Origin of the sequence: Staphylococcus sp. GDY8P126P, from assembly GCF_017891965.1 — a bacterium.
Classification (GTDB): Bacteria; Bacillota; Bacilli; order Staphylococcales; family Staphylococcaceae; genus Staphylococcus; species Staphylococcus saprophyticus.
Window position 1 is genome coordinate 170,981 of record NZ_JAESKG010000002.1, and the last position, 19,670, is coordinate 190,650.

The 19,670-nt window shown below is 33.5% G+C and carries 20 protein-coding genes; 11 read left to right on the plus strand and 9 right to left on the minus strand.

Features of this window, described 5'->3' with window-relative positions; genetic code table 11:
• Positions 1–22 precede the first annotated feature (22 nt).
• The 4 genes from lepB (KA893_RS03265) to KA893_RS03280 form a co-directional block, all read right to left on the minus strand.
• Complete coding sequence (gene lepB / locus KA893_RS03265) at positions 23–598, minus strand: signal peptidase I (protein WP_011303505.1); 576 nt, start codon at positions 596–598, stop codon at positions 23–25.
• Between the two features lie 18 nt (positions 599–616).
• Positions 617–1,135, minus strand: a complete 519-nt coding sequence (gene lepB / locus KA893_RS03270) for a signal peptidase I (protein ID WP_002483788.1) — start codon at positions 1,133–1,135, stop codon at positions 617–619.
• A gap of 4 nt (positions 1,136–1,139) precedes the next feature.
• Entirely contained in the window at positions 1,140–1,715 is a 576-nt protein-coding gene (locus KA893_RS03275) for a TVP38/TMEM64 family protein (RefSeq protein ID WP_011303507.1), read from the minus strand.
• Positions 1,716–1,954: 239 nt separating this feature from the next.
• Complete coding sequence (locus KA893_RS03280) at positions 1,955–3,286, minus strand: glucose-6-phosphate isomerase (protein ID WP_002483790.1); 1,332 nt, start codon at positions 3,284–3,286, stop codon at positions 1,955–1,957.
• A gap of 341 nt (positions 3,287–3,627) precedes the next feature.
• Between KA893_RS03280 and KA893_RS03285 the strand changes: the two genes are divergently transcribed.
• The 3 genes from KA893_RS03285 (at position 3,628) to KA893_RS03295 (ending at position 7,512) form a co-directional block, all read left to right on the plus strand.
• Positions 3,628–4,833: an argininosuccinate synthase gene (locus tag KA893_RS03285; RefSeq protein ID WP_210125583.1), complete on the plus strand. Its 1,206-nt coding sequence runs from the start codon at positions 3,628–3,630 to the stop codon at positions 4,831–4,833.
• The gene (gene argH / locus KA893_RS03290) at positions 4,823–6,202 is read left to right on the plus strand and encodes an argininosuccinate lyase (RefSeq protein WP_194375906.1); all 1,380 of its coding nucleotides are present in this window, start codon (positions 4,823–4,825) and stop codon (positions 6,200–6,202) included. Before KA893_RS03285 ends, argH begins: the two co-directional genes overlap by 11 nt.
• A gap of 320 nt (positions 6,203–6,522) precedes the next feature.
• Positions 6,523–7,512, plus strand: coding sequence for a glycerophosphodiester phosphodiesterase (locus tag KA893_RS03295; protein WP_069821847.1), 990 nt, complete (start codon positions 6,523–6,525; stop codon positions 7,510–7,512).
• Between the two features lie 103 nt (positions 7,513–7,615).
• Here the strand turns inward: KA893_RS03295 and KA893_RS03300 are convergent, their stop codons facing one another.
• The 5 genes from KA893_RS03300 to KA893_RS03320 all read right to left on the minus strand — a co-directional run bounded on the left by KA893_RS03300 (position 7,616) and on the right by KA893_RS03320 (position 13,181).
• Positions 7,616–8,860: a Glu/Leu/Phe/Val family dehydrogenase gene (locus KA893_RS03300; RefSeq protein ID WP_002483794.1), complete on the minus strand. Its 1,245-nt coding sequence runs from the start codon at positions 8,858–8,860 to the stop codon at positions 7,616–7,618.
• Positions 8,861–8,970: 110 nt separating this feature from the next.
• A complete protein-coding gene (locus tag KA893_RS03305; protein ID WP_002483795.1) occupies positions 8,971–10,161 on the minus strand; it encodes an ornithine--oxo-acid transaminase in 1,191 nt (396 codons plus the stop codon).
• Positions 10,162–10,531: 370 nt separating this feature from the next.
• Positions 10,532–11,665: an NADH-dependent flavin oxidoreductase gene (locus KA893_RS03310; protein ID WP_002483796.1), complete on the minus strand. Its 1,134-nt coding sequence runs from the start codon at positions 11,663–11,665 to the stop codon at positions 10,532–10,534.
• A 233-nt stretch (positions 11,666–11,898) separates the two neighbouring features.
• Complete coding sequence (gene ygs / locus KA893_RS03315) at positions 11,899–12,279, minus strand: S1 domain-containing post-transcriptional regulator Ygs (protein WP_002483797.1); 381 nt, start codon at positions 12,277–12,279, stop codon at positions 11,899–11,901.
• Positions 12,280–12,587: 308 nt separating this feature from the next.
• A complete protein-coding gene (locus KA893_RS03320; protein WP_002483798.1) occupies positions 12,588–13,181 on the minus strand; it encodes a peptidylprolyl isomerase in 594 nt (197 codons plus the stop codon).
• 64 nt (positions 13,182–13,245) lie between these two features.
• Between KA893_RS03320 and kapB the strand changes: the two genes are divergently transcribed.
• The 8 genes from kapB (at position 13,246) to KA893_RS03360 (ending at position 19,522) form a co-directional block, all read left to right on the plus strand.
• Positions 13,246–13,629: a sporulation phosphorelay system protein KapB gene (gene kapB / locus KA893_RS03325; RefSeq protein WP_348634468.1), complete on the plus strand. Its 384-nt coding sequence runs from the start codon at positions 13,246–13,248 to the stop codon at positions 13,627–13,629.
• A gap of 128 nt (positions 13,630–13,757) precedes the next feature.
• Positions 13,758–16,175: a Na+/H+ antiporter subunit A gene (locus KA893_RS03330; RefSeq protein WP_037538891.1), complete on the plus strand. Its 2,418-nt coding sequence runs from the start codon at positions 13,758–13,760 to the stop codon at positions 16,173–16,175.
• Positions 16,156–16,584: a Na+/H+ antiporter Mnh1 subunit B gene (gene mnhB1 / locus KA893_RS03335; protein ID WP_011303515.1), complete on the plus strand. Its 429-nt coding sequence runs from the start codon at positions 16,156–16,158 to the stop codon at positions 16,582–16,584. The genes KA893_RS03330 and mnhB1 overlap by 20 nt, the downstream gene beginning before the upstream one ends.
• Positions 16,584–16,931 carry a Na+/H+ antiporter Mnh1 subunit C gene (mnhC1, locus tag KA893_RS03340; protein ID WP_002483802.1) on the plus strand — a complete coding sequence of 116 codons (348 nt, stop codon included), beginning with the start codon at positions 16,584–16,586 and terminating at the stop codon, positions 16,929–16,931. Before mnhB1 ends, mnhC1 begins: the two co-directional genes overlap by 1 nt.
• Positions 16,918–18,414: a Na+/H+ antiporter Mnh1 subunit D gene (gene mnhD1, locus KA893_RS03345; protein WP_002483803.1), complete on the plus strand. Its 1,497-nt coding sequence runs from the start codon at positions 16,918–16,920 to the stop codon at positions 18,412–18,414. The genes mnhC1 and mnhD1 overlap by 14 nt, the downstream gene beginning before the upstream one ends.
• Before the next feature lies 1 nt (position 18,415).
• Positions 18,416–18,898 (plus strand): Na+/H+ antiporter subunit E, encoded by a 483-nt coding sequence (locus KA893_RS03350; protein WP_194375905.1) that lies wholly within the window; start codon positions 18,416–18,418, stop codon positions 18,896–18,898.
• The gene (locus KA893_RS03355; RefSeq protein WP_194375904.1) at positions 18,895–19,188 is read left to right on the plus strand and encodes a Na(+)/H(+) antiporter subunit F1; all 294 of its coding nucleotides are present in this window, start codon (positions 18,895–18,897) and stop codon (positions 19,186–19,188) included. Before KA893_RS03350 ends, KA893_RS03355 begins: the two co-directional genes overlap by 4 nt.
• Positions 19,166–19,522 carry a Na+/H+ antiporter subunit G1 gene (locus tag KA893_RS03360; protein ID WP_011303519.1) on the plus strand — a complete coding sequence of 119 codons (357 nt, stop codon included), beginning with the start codon at positions 19,166–19,168 and terminating at the stop codon, positions 19,520–19,522. The genes KA893_RS03355 and KA893_RS03360 overlap by 23 nt, the downstream gene beginning before the upstream one ends.
• The last annotated feature ends 148 nt before the right edge of the window (positions 19,523–19,670 follow it).

Here is a 19,670-nt window from a genome sequence, read left to right on the forward strand (position 1 = left end):
TTCTATCTCTTACACAATTTATCTACTTTCCATAATCTGTATCAGGATTGAATCCAAATTTCATTTCATTTAGTGGCCAGAAACTGAATGATACCTTACCGACTATTTGATCTTCGTCAATTAAACCAAACGAACGACTATCTTTACTTACTTCACGGTTGTCTCCTAACACTAACAACTTACCTTTAGGAATTTTATTCTTTTCATCTACTTGATTGATATCTTTAGTTTCAAAGCTTCCTGTAATGTAATTATATTGTTTATGCTTCTTATTATAATCCAAGTAAGGTTCATCTACTTTTTTACCGTTAACGTACAATTCATCTTTCTTGTACTCTACGTTGTCACCTTCTGTACCAATCACACGTTTTACATAATCATTTTCTTTTGTAGCATGGAATACAACAACATTTCCTTTTTCAATGCCACTTAAATTTTTAGAAAATAAATTTACAATCACACGTTCTCCATCTTTCAATGTCGGATCCATAGAGTCACCTTTAACTGTATACGGTTTAGCCACAAAGTTAACAATCAGCAATACTAATGCAACTGCTACTACAATGGATACAATCCATTCGATTATCTCTTTTCTCAATTTTTACACCTCGTCTATTTAATTGAAGTCTACCGTGAATTTTTTAAATGGGTAATATCTCATACTAACATTACCGATAATATCTTCTTTCTTAATATAGCCCAATGTCCTAGAATCATGCTTATTCGTACGTTGATCATTGAGCACAAAATAAGCATTTGGTGGTATGATATCACTTTCAGAATTTTTTATATCCCTAAGTGATAAATTTTCTATGCTGTTTTGGGTATAAGGTTCATCAACTTGCCTATCATCTCTAATAAGCTTACCGCCTTTAAAAGCAATCGACTGCCCAGGTTTGCCAATAATCCTACTATATTGAATATCATCACCATTACGATACATTATAATATCATTATTATCTAACAAATCAAATGTTGATTGTATTTTATTTACAAATATACGATCATTTTCCTTTAGATTCGGAGACATTGTATTATCTTTCACCACCGAACCAGTAATAACAAAAGCTTGAATCAACAGTACTATAATAATCGCAATTATAATTGAAATCAAATGTTTTAATATTTTTCGCAAGTTGTCACTCCTCCGACGAACTCATAAAATGTTTCTCAATCTTCCTTCCAACGAACCAAACGATGATAATGACAACCACAATTGTAATCAATCGTGTTGGATTAGAGAATAAAGTCGTAATATCATTGCCTAACCAACCAACGAGTCCAATCATGATAAACTTAGAAATAATCAGCACAGTTAGATAAGCATGCGCTTTAATATGGGACATACTTGCAACGATATTTACGAGTGCACTTGGTGTAAATGGAAAGCACATTAAAATAAAGATAGGAATAACGCCTCTTCGATCGATAAAATGAATCAACCTCTGCACAGAAGTACGTTGCTGAACCTTTTTCATATACTTTGTATTATTTAATCTTCTGAAAAACAAGAAGACAATATAACTCCCTGCAACTGTCCCAGCCCAAGCTAATACAGTACCTATAAACCACCCAAAAGCATTGACGTTTACAATGATAAACACAATGATTGGTAAAATCGGAATAAAAGCTTCAATAAAAGGTAGCAGGAAACCTGCAATATAACCTAAACTACCAAACATATCAAACCAATGCTGTACTTGCTCCTCTGTCATTAAATCAACCCTCATTATAACTATTCTATATAATTATAAGTGTAAAGTTGCTTATTTAAAACTATAAAGTATTCAGCATGTGATAAATCGGTCTCAAGAATGAGCTTGCTATCATGTATTAGATTTATGCATACGATAAAAATGCATAAAAAGAGTGCGACGCTATAAACGTCACACTCTTTTTCATTGTCATTACATATTTTAATGTAAGCAATCTAACTTCAAACTACTAGAAAATATTATAAACGTTTTTCTAATGCTTCTTTTTTATCTTCAAATCCTTGTTTACCTAATAAAGCGAACATATTTTGTTTATATGCTTCTACGCCAGGTTGGTTAAATGGATTAACACCCAATTGGTAACCACTCATTGAACAAGCTAATTCAAAGAAGTAAACAACGTAACCAAATGTTTCTTCATCAAGACGAGGTATATTTACAACGATATTAGGTACACCACCGTCAGTATGCGCTAATAATGTACCTTCAAACGCTTTTGTATTTACTTCATCGATTGTTTTTCCAGCTAAATAATTTAAACCATCTAAATTATCACTATCTTCTTCAATCGTAATATCATGTTTTGGATTATTTACTTTAACAACAGTTTCAAATAAGAAACGACGACCTTCTTGTACATATTGTCCAAGTGAGTGTAAATCTGTTGTGTAGTTTGCACTTGATGGATAAATACCTTTGTAGTCTTTACCTTCAGATTCACCAAATAATTGTTTCCACCATTCATTGAAATATTGCATTGATGGTTCATAGTTAATTAACATTTCTGTATCATAACCTTTTGCATATAAAACGTTACGAATCGTTGCATATTGATAAGCAATATTATCTTCTAAATTCTCAGATGACAATTCTTCACGTGCTTTCGCTGCACCTTCCATCATTGCTTTAATGTCAATACCAGCAACTGCAATTGGTAATAAACCAACAGCTGTCAATACTGAATAACGGCCACCGATATCATCAGGCACTACAAATGTTTCATAACCTTCATTTGTAGCTAATTGCTTCAATGCACCTTTTTCTTTATCTGTAGTAGCAAAGATACGTTTTTTCGCTTCTTCTTTACCATATTTATTTTCTAAAAGTTGTTTAAACAATCTGAATGATACGGCTGGTTCAGTCGTAGTACCAGATTTAGAAATAACGTTTACTGAAAAATCTTTACCGTCTAGATAATCTATTAATTCTTGAGTATAAGTAGATGATAAGTGATTGCCAACAAATACAATTTCAGGATATTCATCGCTATTTCTAAATGAAGAAGTTAGCATTTCAATCGCAGCACGTGCACCTAAATAAGAACCACCAATACCAATAACTACGAATACTTCCGAGTTGTCTTTGACACGTTTTGAAGCTTCTAAAATACGTGAGAATTCTTCTTTATCATAATCAACAGGAAGATCAATCCAACCAAGAAAGTCGCTGCCTGCGCCAGTACCTTTATGGATAGTATTATGAATTGATTTAACTATATCTTTTTGTTGTTGTAGTTCATGTTCGCCAAAAAATTCTAAAGTTTTACCATAATCTAATTGAATATGCGTCATATTGAATTGCCTCCAGTGTTTTTAATTTCATTATTATTTTACTAAGTTTATTTTGACTATTCAAACAACTAGCCTATCGTTTATCAAAAATAATAGTTAAACCTTATCATCCAAGAATAATGAGCTTTATAATTTATTCACTATTATATACATTACATTTCCCCTTCCTATAACATAAATTCATATTTAAAGACATATAAATCAATTTTCATACTAAAGATCAAAATATTATATGCATATTTATGTAAAATAATGGTTTTATTTTCATTCATAATCTGCTATACTATCCATATCAAATTCATAAAAAAGACAAATTCAATCAAATTAAATGAGGTGGCAGTATGAAAGAGAAAATCGTATTAGCATATTCAGGTGGTTTAGACACTAGTGTGGCAGTTAAATGGTTATTAGATAAAGGTTATGATGTGGTTGCATGTTGCTTAGATGTCGGTGAGGGTAAAGATTTAGAATTAGTACATCAAAAAGCATTAGATATGGGGGCTATAGAATGTCATATTATTGATGCTACAGAAGAATTCAGCCAAGATTATGTATCGTATGCAATCAAAGGCAATCTAATGTATGAAGGAACATATCCTTTAGTATCAGCATTATCAAGACCTTTAATTTCAAAAAAACTCGTTGAAATTGCTAGCAAAACAAACTCAGTAGGTATTGCGCATGGATGTACAGGTAAAGGAAATGACCAGGTACGTTTTGAAGTTGCAATTAAAGCATTAGACCCTGAATTAAAAGTATTTGCACCAGTAAGAGAATGGGCATGGAGCCGTGAAGAAGAAATCGATTATGCAATTAAGCATAATATTCCAGTCCCTATTCAACATGATTCTCCTTATTCAATTGACCAAAATTTATGGGGTAGAAGTAATGAATGTGGCATTCTTGAGGATCCTTATGCTGCACCACCAAAAGATGCATATGATTTAACAAACGAATTAGAAGACGCGCCAGATGCAGCCGAAGAAATTGTACTCTCTTTTGAAAAAGGTATCCCTGTCGCTTTAGATGGCACAGCTTATAAATTAAGTGAACTCATCTTAGAATTGAACAAACTCGCAGGTAAACATGGGATTGGTAGAATAGATCACGTAGAAAATAGACTCGTTGGTATTAAATCAAGAGAAGTCTATGAGACACCCGCAGCAGAAGTAATTATGAATGCACATAAAGCGCTAGAAACAATTACACTGACAAAAGATGTTGCACATTTCAAACCAGTTATTGAAAAACAATTTTCTGAACAAATATATAATGGCCTATGGTTCTCTCCGCTTACAGATAGTTTAAAAATATTTGTTGATAGTACACAAGCACACGTTACTGGTGATGTACGTCTTAAATTGTACAAAGGCAATGCTATCGTCAATGGTAGACAATCACCTTATACGTTATACAACGAAAAATTAGCAACTTATACAAAAGAAGACGCATTTAATCAAGAATCTGCAGTTGGTTTTATTGATATCTTTGGATTACCTACAAAAGTCAATTCAATGTTACACGGTGGCTATAAAGATGAGCAATAAAGCATGGGGTGGTAGATTTAGCGAGCAACCTGAGGATTGGGTTGATGAATTCAATGCCTCTATCCACTTCGATAAGACGTTAATTCAGTATGATGTGCAAGGGAGTATTGCACATGCAAAAATGTTAGCGAAACAAGATATCATTACAGATTCAGACTGCGACCAAATTATTGAAGGTTTAAATGCTATATTGAAGGATTATGAACAAGATAATTTAGAATTGGATGCTTCGTTAGAAGATATTCATTTAAATATTGAACATGAATTAATTAAGCGTATTGGTGATGCTGGAGGTAGATTACACACTGGTCGTAGTAGAAATGATCAGGTTGCTACAGATATGCATCTCTATACAAAAGCTGAAGTCAATGCTTTGATTGAATTAATTACACAATTTCAACATACAATTGTAAATACTGCTGAATCGCATATTAACACTATTATGCCAGGTTATACACATTTACAAAGAGCACAACCTATTTCATTCGCGCACCATATACTAACTTATTATTGGATGTTGGAAAGAGATAAATCACGTTTTCAAGATAGTTTAAAACGCATTGATATTTCTCCTTTAGGTGCGGCCGCATTAAGTGGTACTACCTATCCGATTGATCGTCATGAAACGCAATCACTTTTGGATTTTAGTGCCATATATGAAAATAGTATGGATGCCGTGAGTGATAGAGATTATATTGTTGAAACATTGCACAATATTTCATTAACGATGGTACATTTGTCACGTTTTGCTGAGGAAATTATTTTTTGGTCTTCAGCTGAAGCAAATTTTATTATCTTATCAGATGCTTTTTCAACTGGTTCATCCATTATGCCTCAAAAAAAGAACCCAGATATGGCTGAACTTATAAGAGGCAAAGTTGGACGTACAACTGGTCACTTGATGAGTATGTTGATGACACTCAAAGGTCTACCTTTAGCATACAATAAAGATATGCAAGAAGATAAAGAAGGATTATTTGATGCCGTTCACACCTTAAAAGGATCCTTACGCATATTTGACGGTATGATAGATTCAATGACCGTTAATGTCGAACGTCTACAACAAACGGTATACAATGATTTTTCAAATGCGACTGAACTCGCAGACTATCTTGTGAATAAAGGTGTCCCTTTTAGGAGCGCACACGAGGTTGTTGGTAAAATTGTGCTTTGGTCTATTCAACATAATATATATTTATTAGATGTACCTTTAGAACAATATCAGAGTACAAATGAACTGATAGAAGCGGATATCTATGATTATTTAAAACCAGAAAATTGTGTAAGCAGAAGAATTAGTTACGGTTCGACGGGTCAATCATCGGTACAACAACAACTCGATATCATTCATAAACAACTCAATGACTAAACATGCATAGATTTTTAATATGTCATTAGGTCGCATATAATAGTTAGAGTCTGGGACAAAAATAGATGTTCCAGACTCTTCTTCAATTAGGTAATAGATGACTAGGAAAACTCTATTAGAAATTTGGGGTTCAGTTTCATCTTTATTTTAAAAGTTTCCATTGTCTTCACTTTAGATTCTATAACTATATATTTCTTTTAAAATTGTAAGCTTAAAATTAATTTTATTTATTTTGAATTATAATACTGTAAATTCTATTCTCATCCCCCTCTTTTTTATGTACTGTGAGTATATAGTTCATATTAAGGAGTGTCGTCATTATGAAACATACACATAAGCTAATCGTTTCTAGTATAACTGCTTTAACATTATCGGGTTTGTGTACTTCATCATTTATTGAAGCTTCGGGAAACGGTAATACCTATACGGAACAGTCAAACACTACAAAGCAACAAAGCGGGTCTAGTAATCAATCACAACAAAGCCAAAAGAAAGTACAAAATTTGACAGCCGAAAAATTCACGACAATTGCACACAGAGGTGCGAGCGGCTATGCACCGGAACATACTTTTTTCTCATATGATAAGAGTCATAATGCCATAGGTGCCTCATACATAGAAATTGATTTACAGATGACTAAAGATGGCCATTTAGTTGCAATGCATGATGAAACAGTAGATCGTACAACAAATGGAACAGGTAGAGTGGATCAATATACATTAAAAGAATTAAAACAATTAGATGCAGGCAGTAAATTTAATAGTCAAAATCCGCAATATGCTAATTCAAATTATAAAGGTGCAAAAATTCCAACCCTAGATGAAATTTTAGAGCGTTATGGAACATCAGCTAATTACTACATTGAGACAAAATCGCCTGATGTTTATCCAGGTATGGAAGAAAAATTATTGGATTCCCTTAATAAACATCATATGTTAAATAAACAATCACTTAATAATGGTCATGTTTTAGTACAATCTTTTTCACAAGAAAGTTTACTTAAAATGCAGAAACTAAACTCAAATGTGCCATTAATCCGTTTACTTGATAAAGGTGAATTATTAGCTTTATCTCAGCAAGATTTTAATGAAATTAGAAATTATGCAATTGGTGTAGGTCCTGAAGCCTCTGATTTAACAACACAAAATGTTAAAAATCTTAAAAAAGCTGGTTTACTTGTACACCCATTTACAGTTAATGACCCAGAAGATATGAAGCGATTGAATCATTATGGTGTTGACGGTGTATTTACAAATTATCCAGATCTATACAAACAAGTAATAAATGAAGGAGAACAGAATAAATATTAATTTTTGTTTATTCCTTTATTTTTAAATCCATTAAACAACATACGAAAAAACGACAATTGCTGATAAAAACAGCAATTGTCGTTTTTGTTATATCTGTATTGGCTTATGCCCAACCACGGTAACGTGCAGCTTCTGCCGTACGTTTAACACCTACAATATATGCAGCTAAGCGCATATCAATTTTTCTATTTTGAGATAATTCATAAATTGTGTCAAAGGCTGTTGTAAGCTTTTCACGCATTTTCGTGTTAACTTCTTCTTCAGTCCAATAATAACCTTGGTTATTTTGCACCCATTCAAAGTATGAAACTGTAACTCCACCAGCACTTGCTAATACATCAGGTACGAGTAGAATATCACGTTCAGTTAATATGCGTGTTGCAGCTGGTGTAGTTGGTCCATTTGCCGCTTCAACAACAATATCAGCTTTAATATCATGAGCATTGTCTTCAGTAATTTGATTCGCAATGGCTGCAGGAACTAAAATATCACAATCAATTTCAAATAATTCTTTATTTGAAATTGTTTCATCAAATAAGTTCGTAACCGTACCAAAACTATCTCTTCTATCTAATAGGTAATCAATATCTAAACCTTCTGGATCATGTAATGCACCATACGCATCTGAAATCCCAACAATTGTTGCACCCATATCATACAAGAACTTAGCTAAGAAACTACCAGCGTTACCAAATCCTTGGATGACAATACGCACACCTTTAAGATTTAGTCCTCTTCTTTGTGCCGCTTGTTCGATAGCAATGACAACACCTAGTGCAGTAGCACGGTCACGTCCTTGTGAACCACCTAATACAATCGGTTTACCAGTGATAAACCCTGGAGAGTTAAATTTATCTAGCGAACTATACTCATCCATCATCCATGCCATAATTTGAGAGTTTGTAAATACGTCTGGTGCTGGAATATCTTTTGTCGGTCCAACAAATTGAGAAATTGAACGAACATATCCGCGAGATAGACGCTCTACCTCATGAATACTCATTTGACGTGGATCGCACACGATACCACCTTTACCACCACCGTATGGTAAATCTACAATGCCACATTTCAATGTCATCCACATTGATAATGCTTTAACTTCTTCTTCATCAACGTCTGGGTGGAAACGAACCCCACCTTTTGTTGGTCCAACAGCGTCGTTATGCTGTGCACGATAACCAGTAAATGTTTGTACAGTACCATCATCCATACGTACAGGAATTCTAACTTGTAGGAAACGTAAAGGTTCCTTTACCAAATCATACATACCATCGTCAAATCCCAATTTATGCAATGCTTCCTTAATAATTTGTTGCGTAGAAGTAACTAAATTATTATTCTCAGTCATGATTCATTTCGCCTCTTTTTCGTTACTAATGATTTCGCTTTCATGATAATTGTAACATAAGATTTACCTTTTTAAAGGGGTTTCAGAACATATGTTACAGAAATGTGAATTTACTCAAAAACACTTCTAACTTTGTCTAATGCAAAGTCTAATTCTTCCTTAGAAATAATAAGTGGTGGTGCAAATCTAATTACCGTATCATGCGTTTCTTTACATAATAAACCTTGCTCTTTTAAAGATTCACAGAATGGTCTTGCTGCTTCATTAAGTTCAATTCCGATAAACAATCCACGTCCACGTACTTCTTTGATTGCTGGGTGGTCTATTTTTTCTAATTCTGATTTAAAATAATCACCTAACTCTAAAGAACGTCCTGGTAAATCTTCATCGATAATGACATCTAGCGCTGCATTTGAGACTGCACAAGCAAGTGGATTACCACCAAATGTTGATCCGTGTGAACCAGGTGTGAATACACCTAATACTTCTTCATCTGCTAATACCACTGAAATTGGCAATACACCGCCACCTAAAGCTTTACCTAGAATATAAACATCCGGTTTTACATTATCCCAATCTGTTGCAAATAATTTACCTGAACGTCCAAGACCAGCTTGAATTTCATCAGCGATAAATAAAACGTTATGCTCATCACATAATTCTCTAATTTGTTTCAAATAACCTTCTGGAGGTACATTAATACCTGCTTCTCCCTGTATCGGCTCAATCAGAATAGCTGCAGTATTTTCATTAATTGCTGCTTTAACAGCCTCAATATCGCCAAAATCTACTTTACGGAAACCATCTAATAACGGGCCATACCCACGTTGGTATTCAGGTTCAGACGATAAGGAAACAGGCGCCATTGTTCGACCATGGAAGTTACCATTGAAAGCAATAATTTCTGCCTTATCTGGTTGTATATTTTTAACATCATAAGCCCAACGACGTGCTGCTTTTAATGCAGTCTCAACTGCTTCCGCACCAGTGTTCATCGGTAAAGCTTTTGCTTTGCCAGAAAGCTTACAAATTTTTTCATACCATTCACCTAGATTTTCACTATGGAAAGCGCGTGAAACTAATGTAACTTTATCCGCTTGTTCTTTCAAAGCTTGGATAATTTTAGGGTGTCTATGACCTTGGTTTACAGCTGAATATGCAGATAACATATCCATATATTTATTTCCTTCAGGGTCTTTGACCCATACGCCTTCCGCTTCCGAGATAACAATTGGAAGTGGTACATAGTTTTGTGCACCATAATGATTTGTTACTTCAATGATTTCTTCTGATCTTGACATGATATCTCCCCTTTGTAAAAATTTAAGAGCAAAAATGACTCCTAAGCAATACTCACTCATAGCATAACGTATTTACACGTGAACTGAAACTATTTTCTAAAACAGCTTACTCAATCACTGTTCAACGTCTTAAATACGCTATTTTTTGTATTGTTAAATTCATATATACAATTGTCAAAATTATGTAAGCCCTTACATATATAATGACACAACCCTAACTATGATTACAAGAAAATTTCCTTAAATTTAAAAATAAAATTAACTATTATTATTTTTAAATTTAATTGTATGTTTAAGCATTATATTCGTAAAAAACGCATAAATCTTCTGGATTCATTCATCAGAAAATTTATGCGTTCAAATGTGTTATTTATTTGTTATCTGTTCTTGGTAATGGGTAGAATCCTCGATTGAATTGATCCCATAAATTTGGTGGTAAATGATGTCTATCTTTTCTTTCAGGATCAAATTGTGAAATGATTTCATCTTCTTTACCGTCTTTAATTTTACTAATAAAGTTGTGATCTAGTAATATTTCTCTACCTAAAGCAATAAGATCAACTTTCGTAGACTCAATTGCTTCAATTGCTTGATCAGCAGTAAAGATTGAACCAATTCCAATTAATGGCATACGGCCGTCCATCCATTCTAATAATAATTGTACACGTTCTTGACCTTTATATTTACCTTCACGTGTTTTAGAATGTATATCCATTAATGATACATGTAGATAGTCTAATGGTTTTTCAATTAAATGCTTAACCAATGTTTCAGTAATTTCCATGCTTATACCTGGAGATTCTACTTCTTCTGGTGAAAGTCTATAGCCAACAATAAAATCTTTACTACCATACTTTTTAACCGTTTCGGTTACTTCATCAATCACTTCTGAAGCGAATTTCAAACGGTCTTCTCCCCATTCATCATCACGACGGTTGTAATAAGGTGAAACAAATTGATGAATTAAATAATGGTTGGCACCATGAATTTCTACGCCATCGAATCCAGCATCAATGACTCTCTTCGTTGCCTCTCCAAATGCTTTAATTGTTTCTTTAATTTCATCTACTGTAATTTCACGTGCATGGTGTTCTTCTTGCTCACCAAAACTTTTCATTGAAATCGGACTAGGTCCAGCAACATCTCCACCCGGTGTTAAATTAGGTAATGATTGTGCACCACCGTGATGAATTTGAACAATTGCTTTAGCACCGTTTTTCTTCATAGCTTGCGCTAAACGTTTTAAACCTTCTAAATTCGAATCATGTGCAACAGATGGTTGACCAGGGAATGCTTTTCCTAAATCGGTAACGTTACTCGCTGCGGAAATGGCTAATCCTACATCTTTTGAGCGTTGTTCCATATATACGACTTCTTCATTAGAAATAGAGCCATCATCATTAGATGATACATGTGTTAATGGCGCTAATACAAAACGATTATCTAATTCAACTTTATTCGGTAAAGTTAATTTTTCAAATAATGGTTGGAATTTTTGATTCATGTTTACTGTTCCTCCTAAATGTACTTTTAAAAAGTTTGGATAATTTTTAATACTTTTTTATTTTAGCTACCTCAGTTTTAATTTAAAATAAATATGCTCACGCATATATTTTTGTATAGCCATATTCGCATACTTTAAAACAAATACTCACTTTATTGTCATATTTACTAAAATGTTATAAACAAAAAAGCTGCCATTTCAATCATGAAATGGCAGCTTTTTCAAAAGATAAATTACTCATCTTTAATCGCGTTTTTGGACTGCTTTATCCAAACCGGTAAGCGTTCTTTAATTGTTTGAAACCCATATCGTTCGGTCTCTTTAATTTCATCTAACACTGACTGTTTTTCTTTCTTACGTTCATAATTTTTAAAATAGTCATTATCTTTTAAAGAAAGATTCAGTTTACCTTCATCATCAATTGAAATCACTTTCGCTCTTACAATTTGCCCTTCTGATAAAAACTTTTTTAAATTATGGACGTAATCATCCATAATTTCAGAAATATGAATTAAACCTTCAGCATTGTCAGGGGTTTCTACAAAAGCGCCATACGGTTGAATACCAGTCACACGAACTTTGACATGTTGACCTACTTTATAGTGATTATTCAACGTGATAACCCCTTATTTCGTTTTTCTTAACACTATTATAATAGCATACATTATACGATGGCACTAATATTATAGTAGAAAAATTTCACATTTCATTCATAGGCAGACATAAATCAGTGGTTCATCATGATTACAGCAATGGATAAAACATACGTATGCCACGCTGATTATTATTGCATTGATATATTACTGCCAACGATGTCTATGCCTTTAAAATTCGTCGATAAAAAAAACCTAGATATACCCATACGATTTATTGGGTTGATCTAGGCTTTCAATTCGTACTTTAATTTACAATGTCATTCGTATTATTCGACTATTTCAATTGAATCGATTGTTATATCATGTAATGGTTTATCTTGTGGCCCTACTTTAGTGTTTGCTATGTCTTCTAAAGTATCCTTACCTTCAATCAGTTGACCAAACACTGTATGTTTTTGATCTAACCATGGTGTGCCACCCGTTTCAGCATATGCTTTAACGATTGGCTCTGGCCAACCACCGTCAGCTAACTGACTCAACATTGATTCAGGTACTTCATTCATTTGTACTATAAAGAATTGTGAACCATTCGTATGTGGACCAGCATTTGCCATAGATAACGCACCATAAATATTAAAGGCTTCTTTTGAAAATTCATCTTCAAAAGGTTCACCATAAATACTTTCTCCACCCATACCTGTAGCTGTTGGGTCGCCACCTTGTACCATAAAATCATTAATGACACGATGGAATGTTACACCATTATAGTAACCATTTTTCGCATGTGTCACAAAATTTTCTACAGTTTTTGGTGCTACATCAGGTAATAGTTTAAAGGTCATATCTCCTTTATTTGTGTGCATAATCAATTTAATTTCATTACCGTTAATTTCTGTATTTAACTGAGGATAGTTCGTCATTTTTATTCTCCATTTCATGTTAAGATGATATATGTATTCTAACATAAAAGAAGGGATGGAATGAATCATGTTATATCGTTTTTCACATAAAACTGGCAGTTACGGCGTTACCATTAAGGAAGAAGATGAAAATCAAGTACTCGTACAAGTTGAACAAGTCATTAAACACCCTAAACAAGGGGATTTGCATAATCCAACAGAAACAGAAAATGTTTTCTTTCACGAAAGAAAAGCACTGAGTCAATATGAAAAGCGTTACACTAAAAAATCTCATTTAAGACCTTTTAATGTAGAACCATTACCATATAAAGTATCTTTACAACAAGCTATTACACATTTAGAAGAAAAATTAAAAGCTGAAAATACATTGCACGCAACAATGTCGCTTGAAAATCTACAGCCTCTCAAAGCAGATTATTCACTTCAATATAAACAAAATTTTGAATAAAAATACCGTGTTTCTTCTTATTTAACAACACATATATTTCAAGTCCTTCAAGGCTTAAACACGTTTTTCAGAACTCTTCAATTCATGTATAATGAATTTATAATAAATTTTAAAAGGAGGATAATATAATGAGTTTGTTACATATAGCGGTACTATTACCGTTGATATTTGCACTCATTATTCCATTTGTATATCGGTTCTATAAACGGATACATTTAGGATGGTTTGTGTTACCTATCCCCGTCGTCTTATTTATATATTTTTTATCATATATTTCAACAACGATGTCAGGCAATACCATTATGGAAAAAGCAAATTGGATGCCGCATTTTGGTATGAACTTTAATTTGTATGTAGATGGTCTTGGTTTATTATTCAGTTTACTTATAACTGGCATTGGCTGTTTAATTATACTGTATTCTATAAGCTATTTAAGTCGACAAGAGCAATTAGGACATTTTTATTGTTACCTATTGCTTTTTATGGGTGCAATGTTAGGTATTGTATTATCAGATAATTTAATTATCTTATATTTATTCTGGGAATTAACTTCATTTTCAAGTTTCCTTCTTATTTCATTTTGGCGTGATAAACAAGCCTCAATTTACGGAGCACAAAAATCAATGCTCGTTACTGTATTTGGCGGTTTATCACTTTTGGGTGGTATTATCTTACTTTCCATTGCCGGTGGAACAACAAGTATTCAAGAATTGATAAGTAATGCCTCAGAAATCCAAACAAGTCCATTTTTTATTTTCTCTATGATTCTGGTATTAATTGGTGCAATGACTAAATCTGCACAATTTCCATTTTATGTTTGGTTACCAGATGCGATGGAAGCACCAACGCCTGTTAGTGCATATCTTCACTCAGCAACTATGGTTAAAGCTGGGCTTTACTTAGTGGCACGTATGACACCTATATTCGCAGTGTCTCAAGGTTGGATTTGGACAGTGACTGCTGTTGGCCTCATCACACTATTTTGGGCATCATTAAATGCAACAAAACAACAAGATTTGAAAGGGATACTCGCATTTTCTACTGTATCTCAACTAGGTATGATTATGGCAATGCTCGGTATAGGCGCAGTAAGCTTTCATTTTGAAGGTGCTGAAAGTCAAATTTACATCGCAGCATTTACGGCAGCCATCTTCCACTTGATTAACCATGCTACCTTTAAAGGTGCACTATTTATGATTACTGGTGCTGTTGACCATTCAACTGGTACCCGTGATGTCAAAAAACTGGGCGGTTTATTAACCATTATGCCTATTTCGTTTACCATCACATTAATCACTTCTTTAAGTATGGCAGGCATACCGCCATTTAATGGTTTTTTATCTAAAGAAAAATTTTTAGAAAGTATGATCGAAGTTACTAATGTAAACTTATTTAGTTTAGATACACTCGGTATTTTAATTCCAATTACCGCTATTATCGGTAGTGTGTTTACATTTGTATATTCAGTAAGGTTTATTGGCCAAATTTTCTTAGGTAGTTATAAAGAAGATAAATTACCTAAAAAAGCACATGAAGTTTCACCATTAATGCTCATTTCTCCGTCAATTTTAGCCATTTTAGTTATCGTATTTGGGTTATTCCCTGCGATACTTTCAGGTTCTATTATAGAACCCGCGGTGAATGCAATTGGTCAAACAACAAATTCGACAGCGGAATTTCATATGTTCCATGGCTTTACACCAGCCTTCTTCTCTACATTAGGCATTTATATTGTTGGTATTGTATTAATCATTACATTCAGTTATTGGATTTATTTATTACAAAAACAACCAACTAAACTGACAATTAATTACTGGTATAACAAATTTGGAGATGTAACACCTAGATACTCTAGCAAATTTACAGATACGTATGTTACTGGATTCACACGTAATAATTTAGTCATTATCTTTGCATCTCTCATTGTTATTGCCTTAGTTACATTATTAGTTACACCTTTCAATATTGATTTTAAAGATGTCAGTGCGATACGTCCTTTCGAATTAATTATTGTAGTGCTCATTATTACAGCAGCTTCAATGATTATTTTCGCTAAATCCAGACTATTCAGTATAATTATGGCCAGTGCTGTCGGTTATTCTGTTGCTATATTCTTTATTTTCTTCGGTGCGCCAGACTTAGCACTTACACAATTTGTAGTTGAATCCATTTCTACTGCATTATTCTTATTATGTTTCTATCATTTACCTAATCTAAATAGACATAAAGAAACACGTTCATTCAAATTGGTTAATATTGTTATTTCTGTTGGTGCTGGTATTGTCGTTACCGTACTTGGATTAATCGCTTATGGTAACAGACACTTCGGTTCTATCGCAGAATTTTATAAAACGCATGTCTATGACTTAGCACATGGTACAAACATGGTTAACGTCATATTGGTTGACTTCCGTGGTACCGATACATTATTTGAGTCTTCCGTGTTGGGTATTGCTGGATTAGGTGTTTATACCATGATTAAATTACGTGCGAAAAATGATAAATCTGATGAAGGGGGTAAAAACGTTGAACAGACAGAAGAATAATTTAATTTTTCAATATTCAGCAGTTGTTATCTTCTTCCTCATAGTAATGTTTGGTCTATCTTTATTCTTGGCCGGACACTATACACCAGGTGGTGGTTTCGTTGGTGGTCTATTGTTATCAAGTGCCCTCGTTATTATTACGGTCGCTTTTGATATTAAAACAATGCGTAAGATATTCCCTTGGGATTTTAAAATATTAATCGGTATCGGCTTATTATTTTGTTTAGCAACACCAATGGCAAGTTGGTTTTATAATAAAAACTTCTTCACGCATACGCCGTTTGAAATTCCATTAGGTATTTTACCACCAATGGAGATGCACACAGCTACTTTCTTTGATTTAGGTGTTATGTGTGCAGTTGTAGGTACAGTAATGACTATAATCTTATCGATTGGAGAGAATGAGTAATGGAAATATTGATGATTTTCGTATGTGGTATTCTCACTGCAATGAGTGTCTATCTCATTCTTTCTAAGAGTTTGATACGCATTATTATTGGGACTACATTACAAACACATACTGCAAACTTATTTTTAATTACAATGGGCGGTTTAAAAAAAGGTGAAGTACCTATATATGAGAAAGGTATTACTTCTTACGTTGATCCTATACCACAGGCATTAATTTTAACCGCTATTGTTATTTCATTTTCAGTCACAGCGTTTTTCTTAGTACTTGCTTTTAGAAGTTATAAAGAATTAGGCACAGACAACGTAGAAAGTATGAAAGGAGTGCTAGAAGATGATAGAGAGTAACTTAATCATTTCATTACTCGTCATACCAATGATTACTATTATCGCACTCATTTTCATTGGTAAACGTCCTAAAATCAAACGTTATGTTGCCTTAGCAGGTACGGCATTAACTTTAATATTCGCTTTTATTAATTTAAATAATGTTTTAAAAGATGGTCCAATTACTTTAGAGCTTGGTTCATGGGATGCACCTTATAGTATTGTCTTTGTACTTGATATATTCAGTACATTACTTGTCATCACAAGCCTCATCGTCACAATGCTCATCATTTTATATTCCTATCAATCTGTAGGTATTGAACGCGAAACATATTACTATTACTTCGCTGTTATGTTTATGCTAACTGGAGTCATAGGCTCATTTATTACCGGCGATATATTTAACTTGTTCGTATTCTTCGAGGTATTCTTGATGGCTTCCTATATTCTCTTAGTTATTGGCGGCACAAAAGTACAATTGAGTGAGACGATTAAATATGTTCTTGTAAATGTGACTTCTTCAGCATTCTTCGTTATTGCTGTAGCTATGCTTTATTCGGTAGTAGGCACGTTGAACCTTGCTGATATCAGCGAAAAGTTAAGTCAACTACCATCACAAGATAGTGGCATTGTAACCATTATATTTATTTTATTTATCTTTGTATTTGCTACAAAAGCTGGTGCTTTTCCAATGTATATTTGGTTGCCAGGTGCTTATTACGCACCACCTATTGCAATTATTGCCTTCTTCGGTGCCTTATTAACTAAAGTAGGCATATATGCCATTGCTAGAACTGCCAGCCTATTTTTTAGAGATACATCGAACTTTTCATTCTATACTATACTGTTTCTCGCCCTACTCACAATCATCTTTGGTTGTGTTGGCGCCATAAGTTACTTTGATACTAAAAAAATCATACTCTATAATATCATGATTGCTGTAGGTGTCATTCTTGTCGGTGTAGCGATGATGAATCAAACTGGTATGATGGGCGCGATTTACTATACGCTACATGATATGTTAATCAAAGCAGCCTTATTTTTCCTAATTGGTGTCATGTATAAAATTACAAAAACACATGACTTACGTAAATATGGCGGTCTTATTAAAGACTACCCAGTGCTAGGTTGGACTTTCTTTATAGCAGCACTTAGTCTAGCTGGTATTCCCCCTCTTAGTGGATTTTATGGTAAGTACTATATCGTTCAAGCTACTTTTGAAAAAGGATTTTATTTAAGTGGTATTGTAGTCTTACTTTCAAGTCTGGTTGTACTTTATTCTGTGATACGAATCTTTTTACAAGGGTTCTTCGGTAAATCAGAAGGTTATCAGGTAAATCCTAAATTACAATATAAAGGGATTCTTACTGTATCCATTGTTGCTGTCGTTATTTCTGTAATATTTGGACTTTCTGCAGATTGGTTACAACCAATCATTAAAGATGCAGCAGAAACGTTTTACAATCCAAGTGTATACACTGACAGCGTATTGGGGGGAAAATAAAATGGCGATTCAAATATTAGTGAATTTAATTTTATCTGTATTTTGGTTATTTGTTACAGGTAGTTATAATTTTAATAACTTCATTTTAGGCTATTTATTCGCATTACTTTTAGTTTATATCATGCGTGGTGTATTACCGGGTAGATTTTATCTCATTACAGTATATAAAATCATAAAACTTTTCTTTGTATTTTTAATAGAACTCATCAAAGCCAATATCGATGTCATACGTATTGTCGTTAAACCTAACATTGATAATGAACCTGCATTCTTTACTTACAACACAGATTTAAAAAAAGATTGGCAAATTGTATTACTGTCCAATTTAATTACACTAACGCCTGGTACAATTGTTTTAGGAATTAGTGATGATCGGACAAAAATTTATATTCATAGTATCGATTTCAGTACGAAAGAAGAAGAAGTTGAAAGCATCAAGTCTTCCCTTGAAAAAGTGGTCAGAGAGGTAGGAGAAAATGAATGAACTATAATATCATATTAGTAATTGCATTAGTTATCATTGCGTTGTCAATGCTAGGCATGTTAGTTCGTGTAATTATCGGCCCTTCTCTAGCTGATAGGGTTGTTGCACTCGATGCGATGGGTATTCAATTAATGGCCATTGTCGCCTTATTTAGTATTTTCTTAGGTACTAAATATATGATGGTTGCTATTTTATTAATAGGTATACTTGCATTCCTTGGTACAGCAGTATTTGCTAAGTATATGGATAAAGGTAAGGTGATTGAACATGATAACAACGATCGTCATTAGCATAGCGCTTATCTTGGTTATAATAGGTTCACTCATCAGTGCTCTTGCTGCCATTGGTATCTTACGTCTGGATGATGTCTATGCTAGAGCGCACGCGGCAGGTAAAGCTGCAACATTAGGCGCAATGTTATTAATCAGTGGTGTGTTCTTATTCTTTATTGGACGTGAAGGGTACGTTAATATGCAATTAATCGTCGGTATCTTGTTTATTTTAATTACCGGACCATTAGCCAGTCACCTTATTATTAAATCTGCATATAATTTAAATACACCCGCTTCAAAAAGAACGAAGCACGATGAAATCAAAAAAGATTTAAAAAATACAAAATTATAATACAGGGTATTTTTAGAACTTGGAATATACCTATTCTTAAAATTGAGGAGTCTGGGACATAAATAGTTGTCTCAGACTCTTTTTCGTTTAGGCAGTATATGACTGAATTGAAAATGTAAAGTCTCACTGCTTTAAAGAATTACTTATT

Bases quoted from the DNA above. Each gene is read 5' to 3' on its own strand.
- KA893_RS03360 (WP_011303519.1), top strand. From the start codon at position 19,166: ATGATAACAACGATCGTCATTAGCATAGCGCTTATCTTGGTTATAATA.
- mnhD1 (WP_002483803.1), top strand. From the start codon at position 16,918: ATGATAGAGAGTAACTTAATCATTTCATTACTCGTCATACCAATGATT.
- KA893_RS03310 (WP_002483796.1), bottom strand. From the start codon at position 11,665: ATGAATCAAAAATTCCAACCATTATTTGAAAAATTAACTTTACCGAAT.
- KA893_RS03300 (WP_002483794.1), bottom strand. From the start codon at position 8,860: ATGACTGAGAATAATAATTTAGTTACTTCTACGCAACAAATTATTAAG.
- argH (WP_194375906.1), top strand. From the start codon at position 4,823: ATGAGCAATAAAGCATGGGGTGGTAGATTTAGCGAGCAACCTGAGGAT.
- KA893_RS03355 (WP_194375904.1), top strand. From the start codon at position 18,895: ATGAACTATAATATCATATTAGTAATTGCATTAGTTATCATTGCGTTG.
- KA893_RS03285 (WP_210125583.1), top strand. From the start codon at position 3,628: ATGAAAGAGAAAATCGTATTAGCATATTCAGGTGGTTTAGACACTAGT.
- KA893_RS03280 (WP_002483790.1), bottom strand. From the start codon at position 3,286: ATGACGCATATTCAATTAGATTATGGTAAAACTTTAGAATTTTTTGGC.
- KA893_RS03330 (WP_037538891.1), top strand. From the start codon at position 13,758: ATGAGTTTGTTACATATAGCGGTACTATTACCGTTGATATTTGCACTC.
- KA893_RS03350 (WP_194375905.1), top strand. From the start codon at position 18,416: ATGGCGATTCAAATATTAGTGAATTTAATTTTATCTGTATTTTGGTTA.
- mnhC1 (WP_002483802.1), top strand. From the start codon at position 16,584: ATGGAAATATTGATGATTTTCGTATGTGGTATTCTCACTGCAATGAGT.
- KA893_RS03275 (WP_011303507.1), bottom strand. From the start codon at position 1,715: ATGACAGAGGAGCAAGTACAGCATTGGTTTGATATGTTTGGTAGTTTA.
- KA893_RS03305 (WP_002483795.1), bottom strand. From the start codon at position 10,161: ATGTCAAGATCAGAAGAAATCATTGAAGTAACAAATCATTATGGTGCA.
- KA893_RS03295 (WP_069821847.1), top strand. From the start codon at position 6,523: ATGAAACATACACATAAGCTAATCGTTTCTAGTATAACTGCTTTAACA.
- KA893_RS03320 (WP_002483798.1), bottom strand. From the start codon at position 13,181: ATGACGAACTATCCTCAGTTAAATACAGAAATTAACGGTAATGAAATT.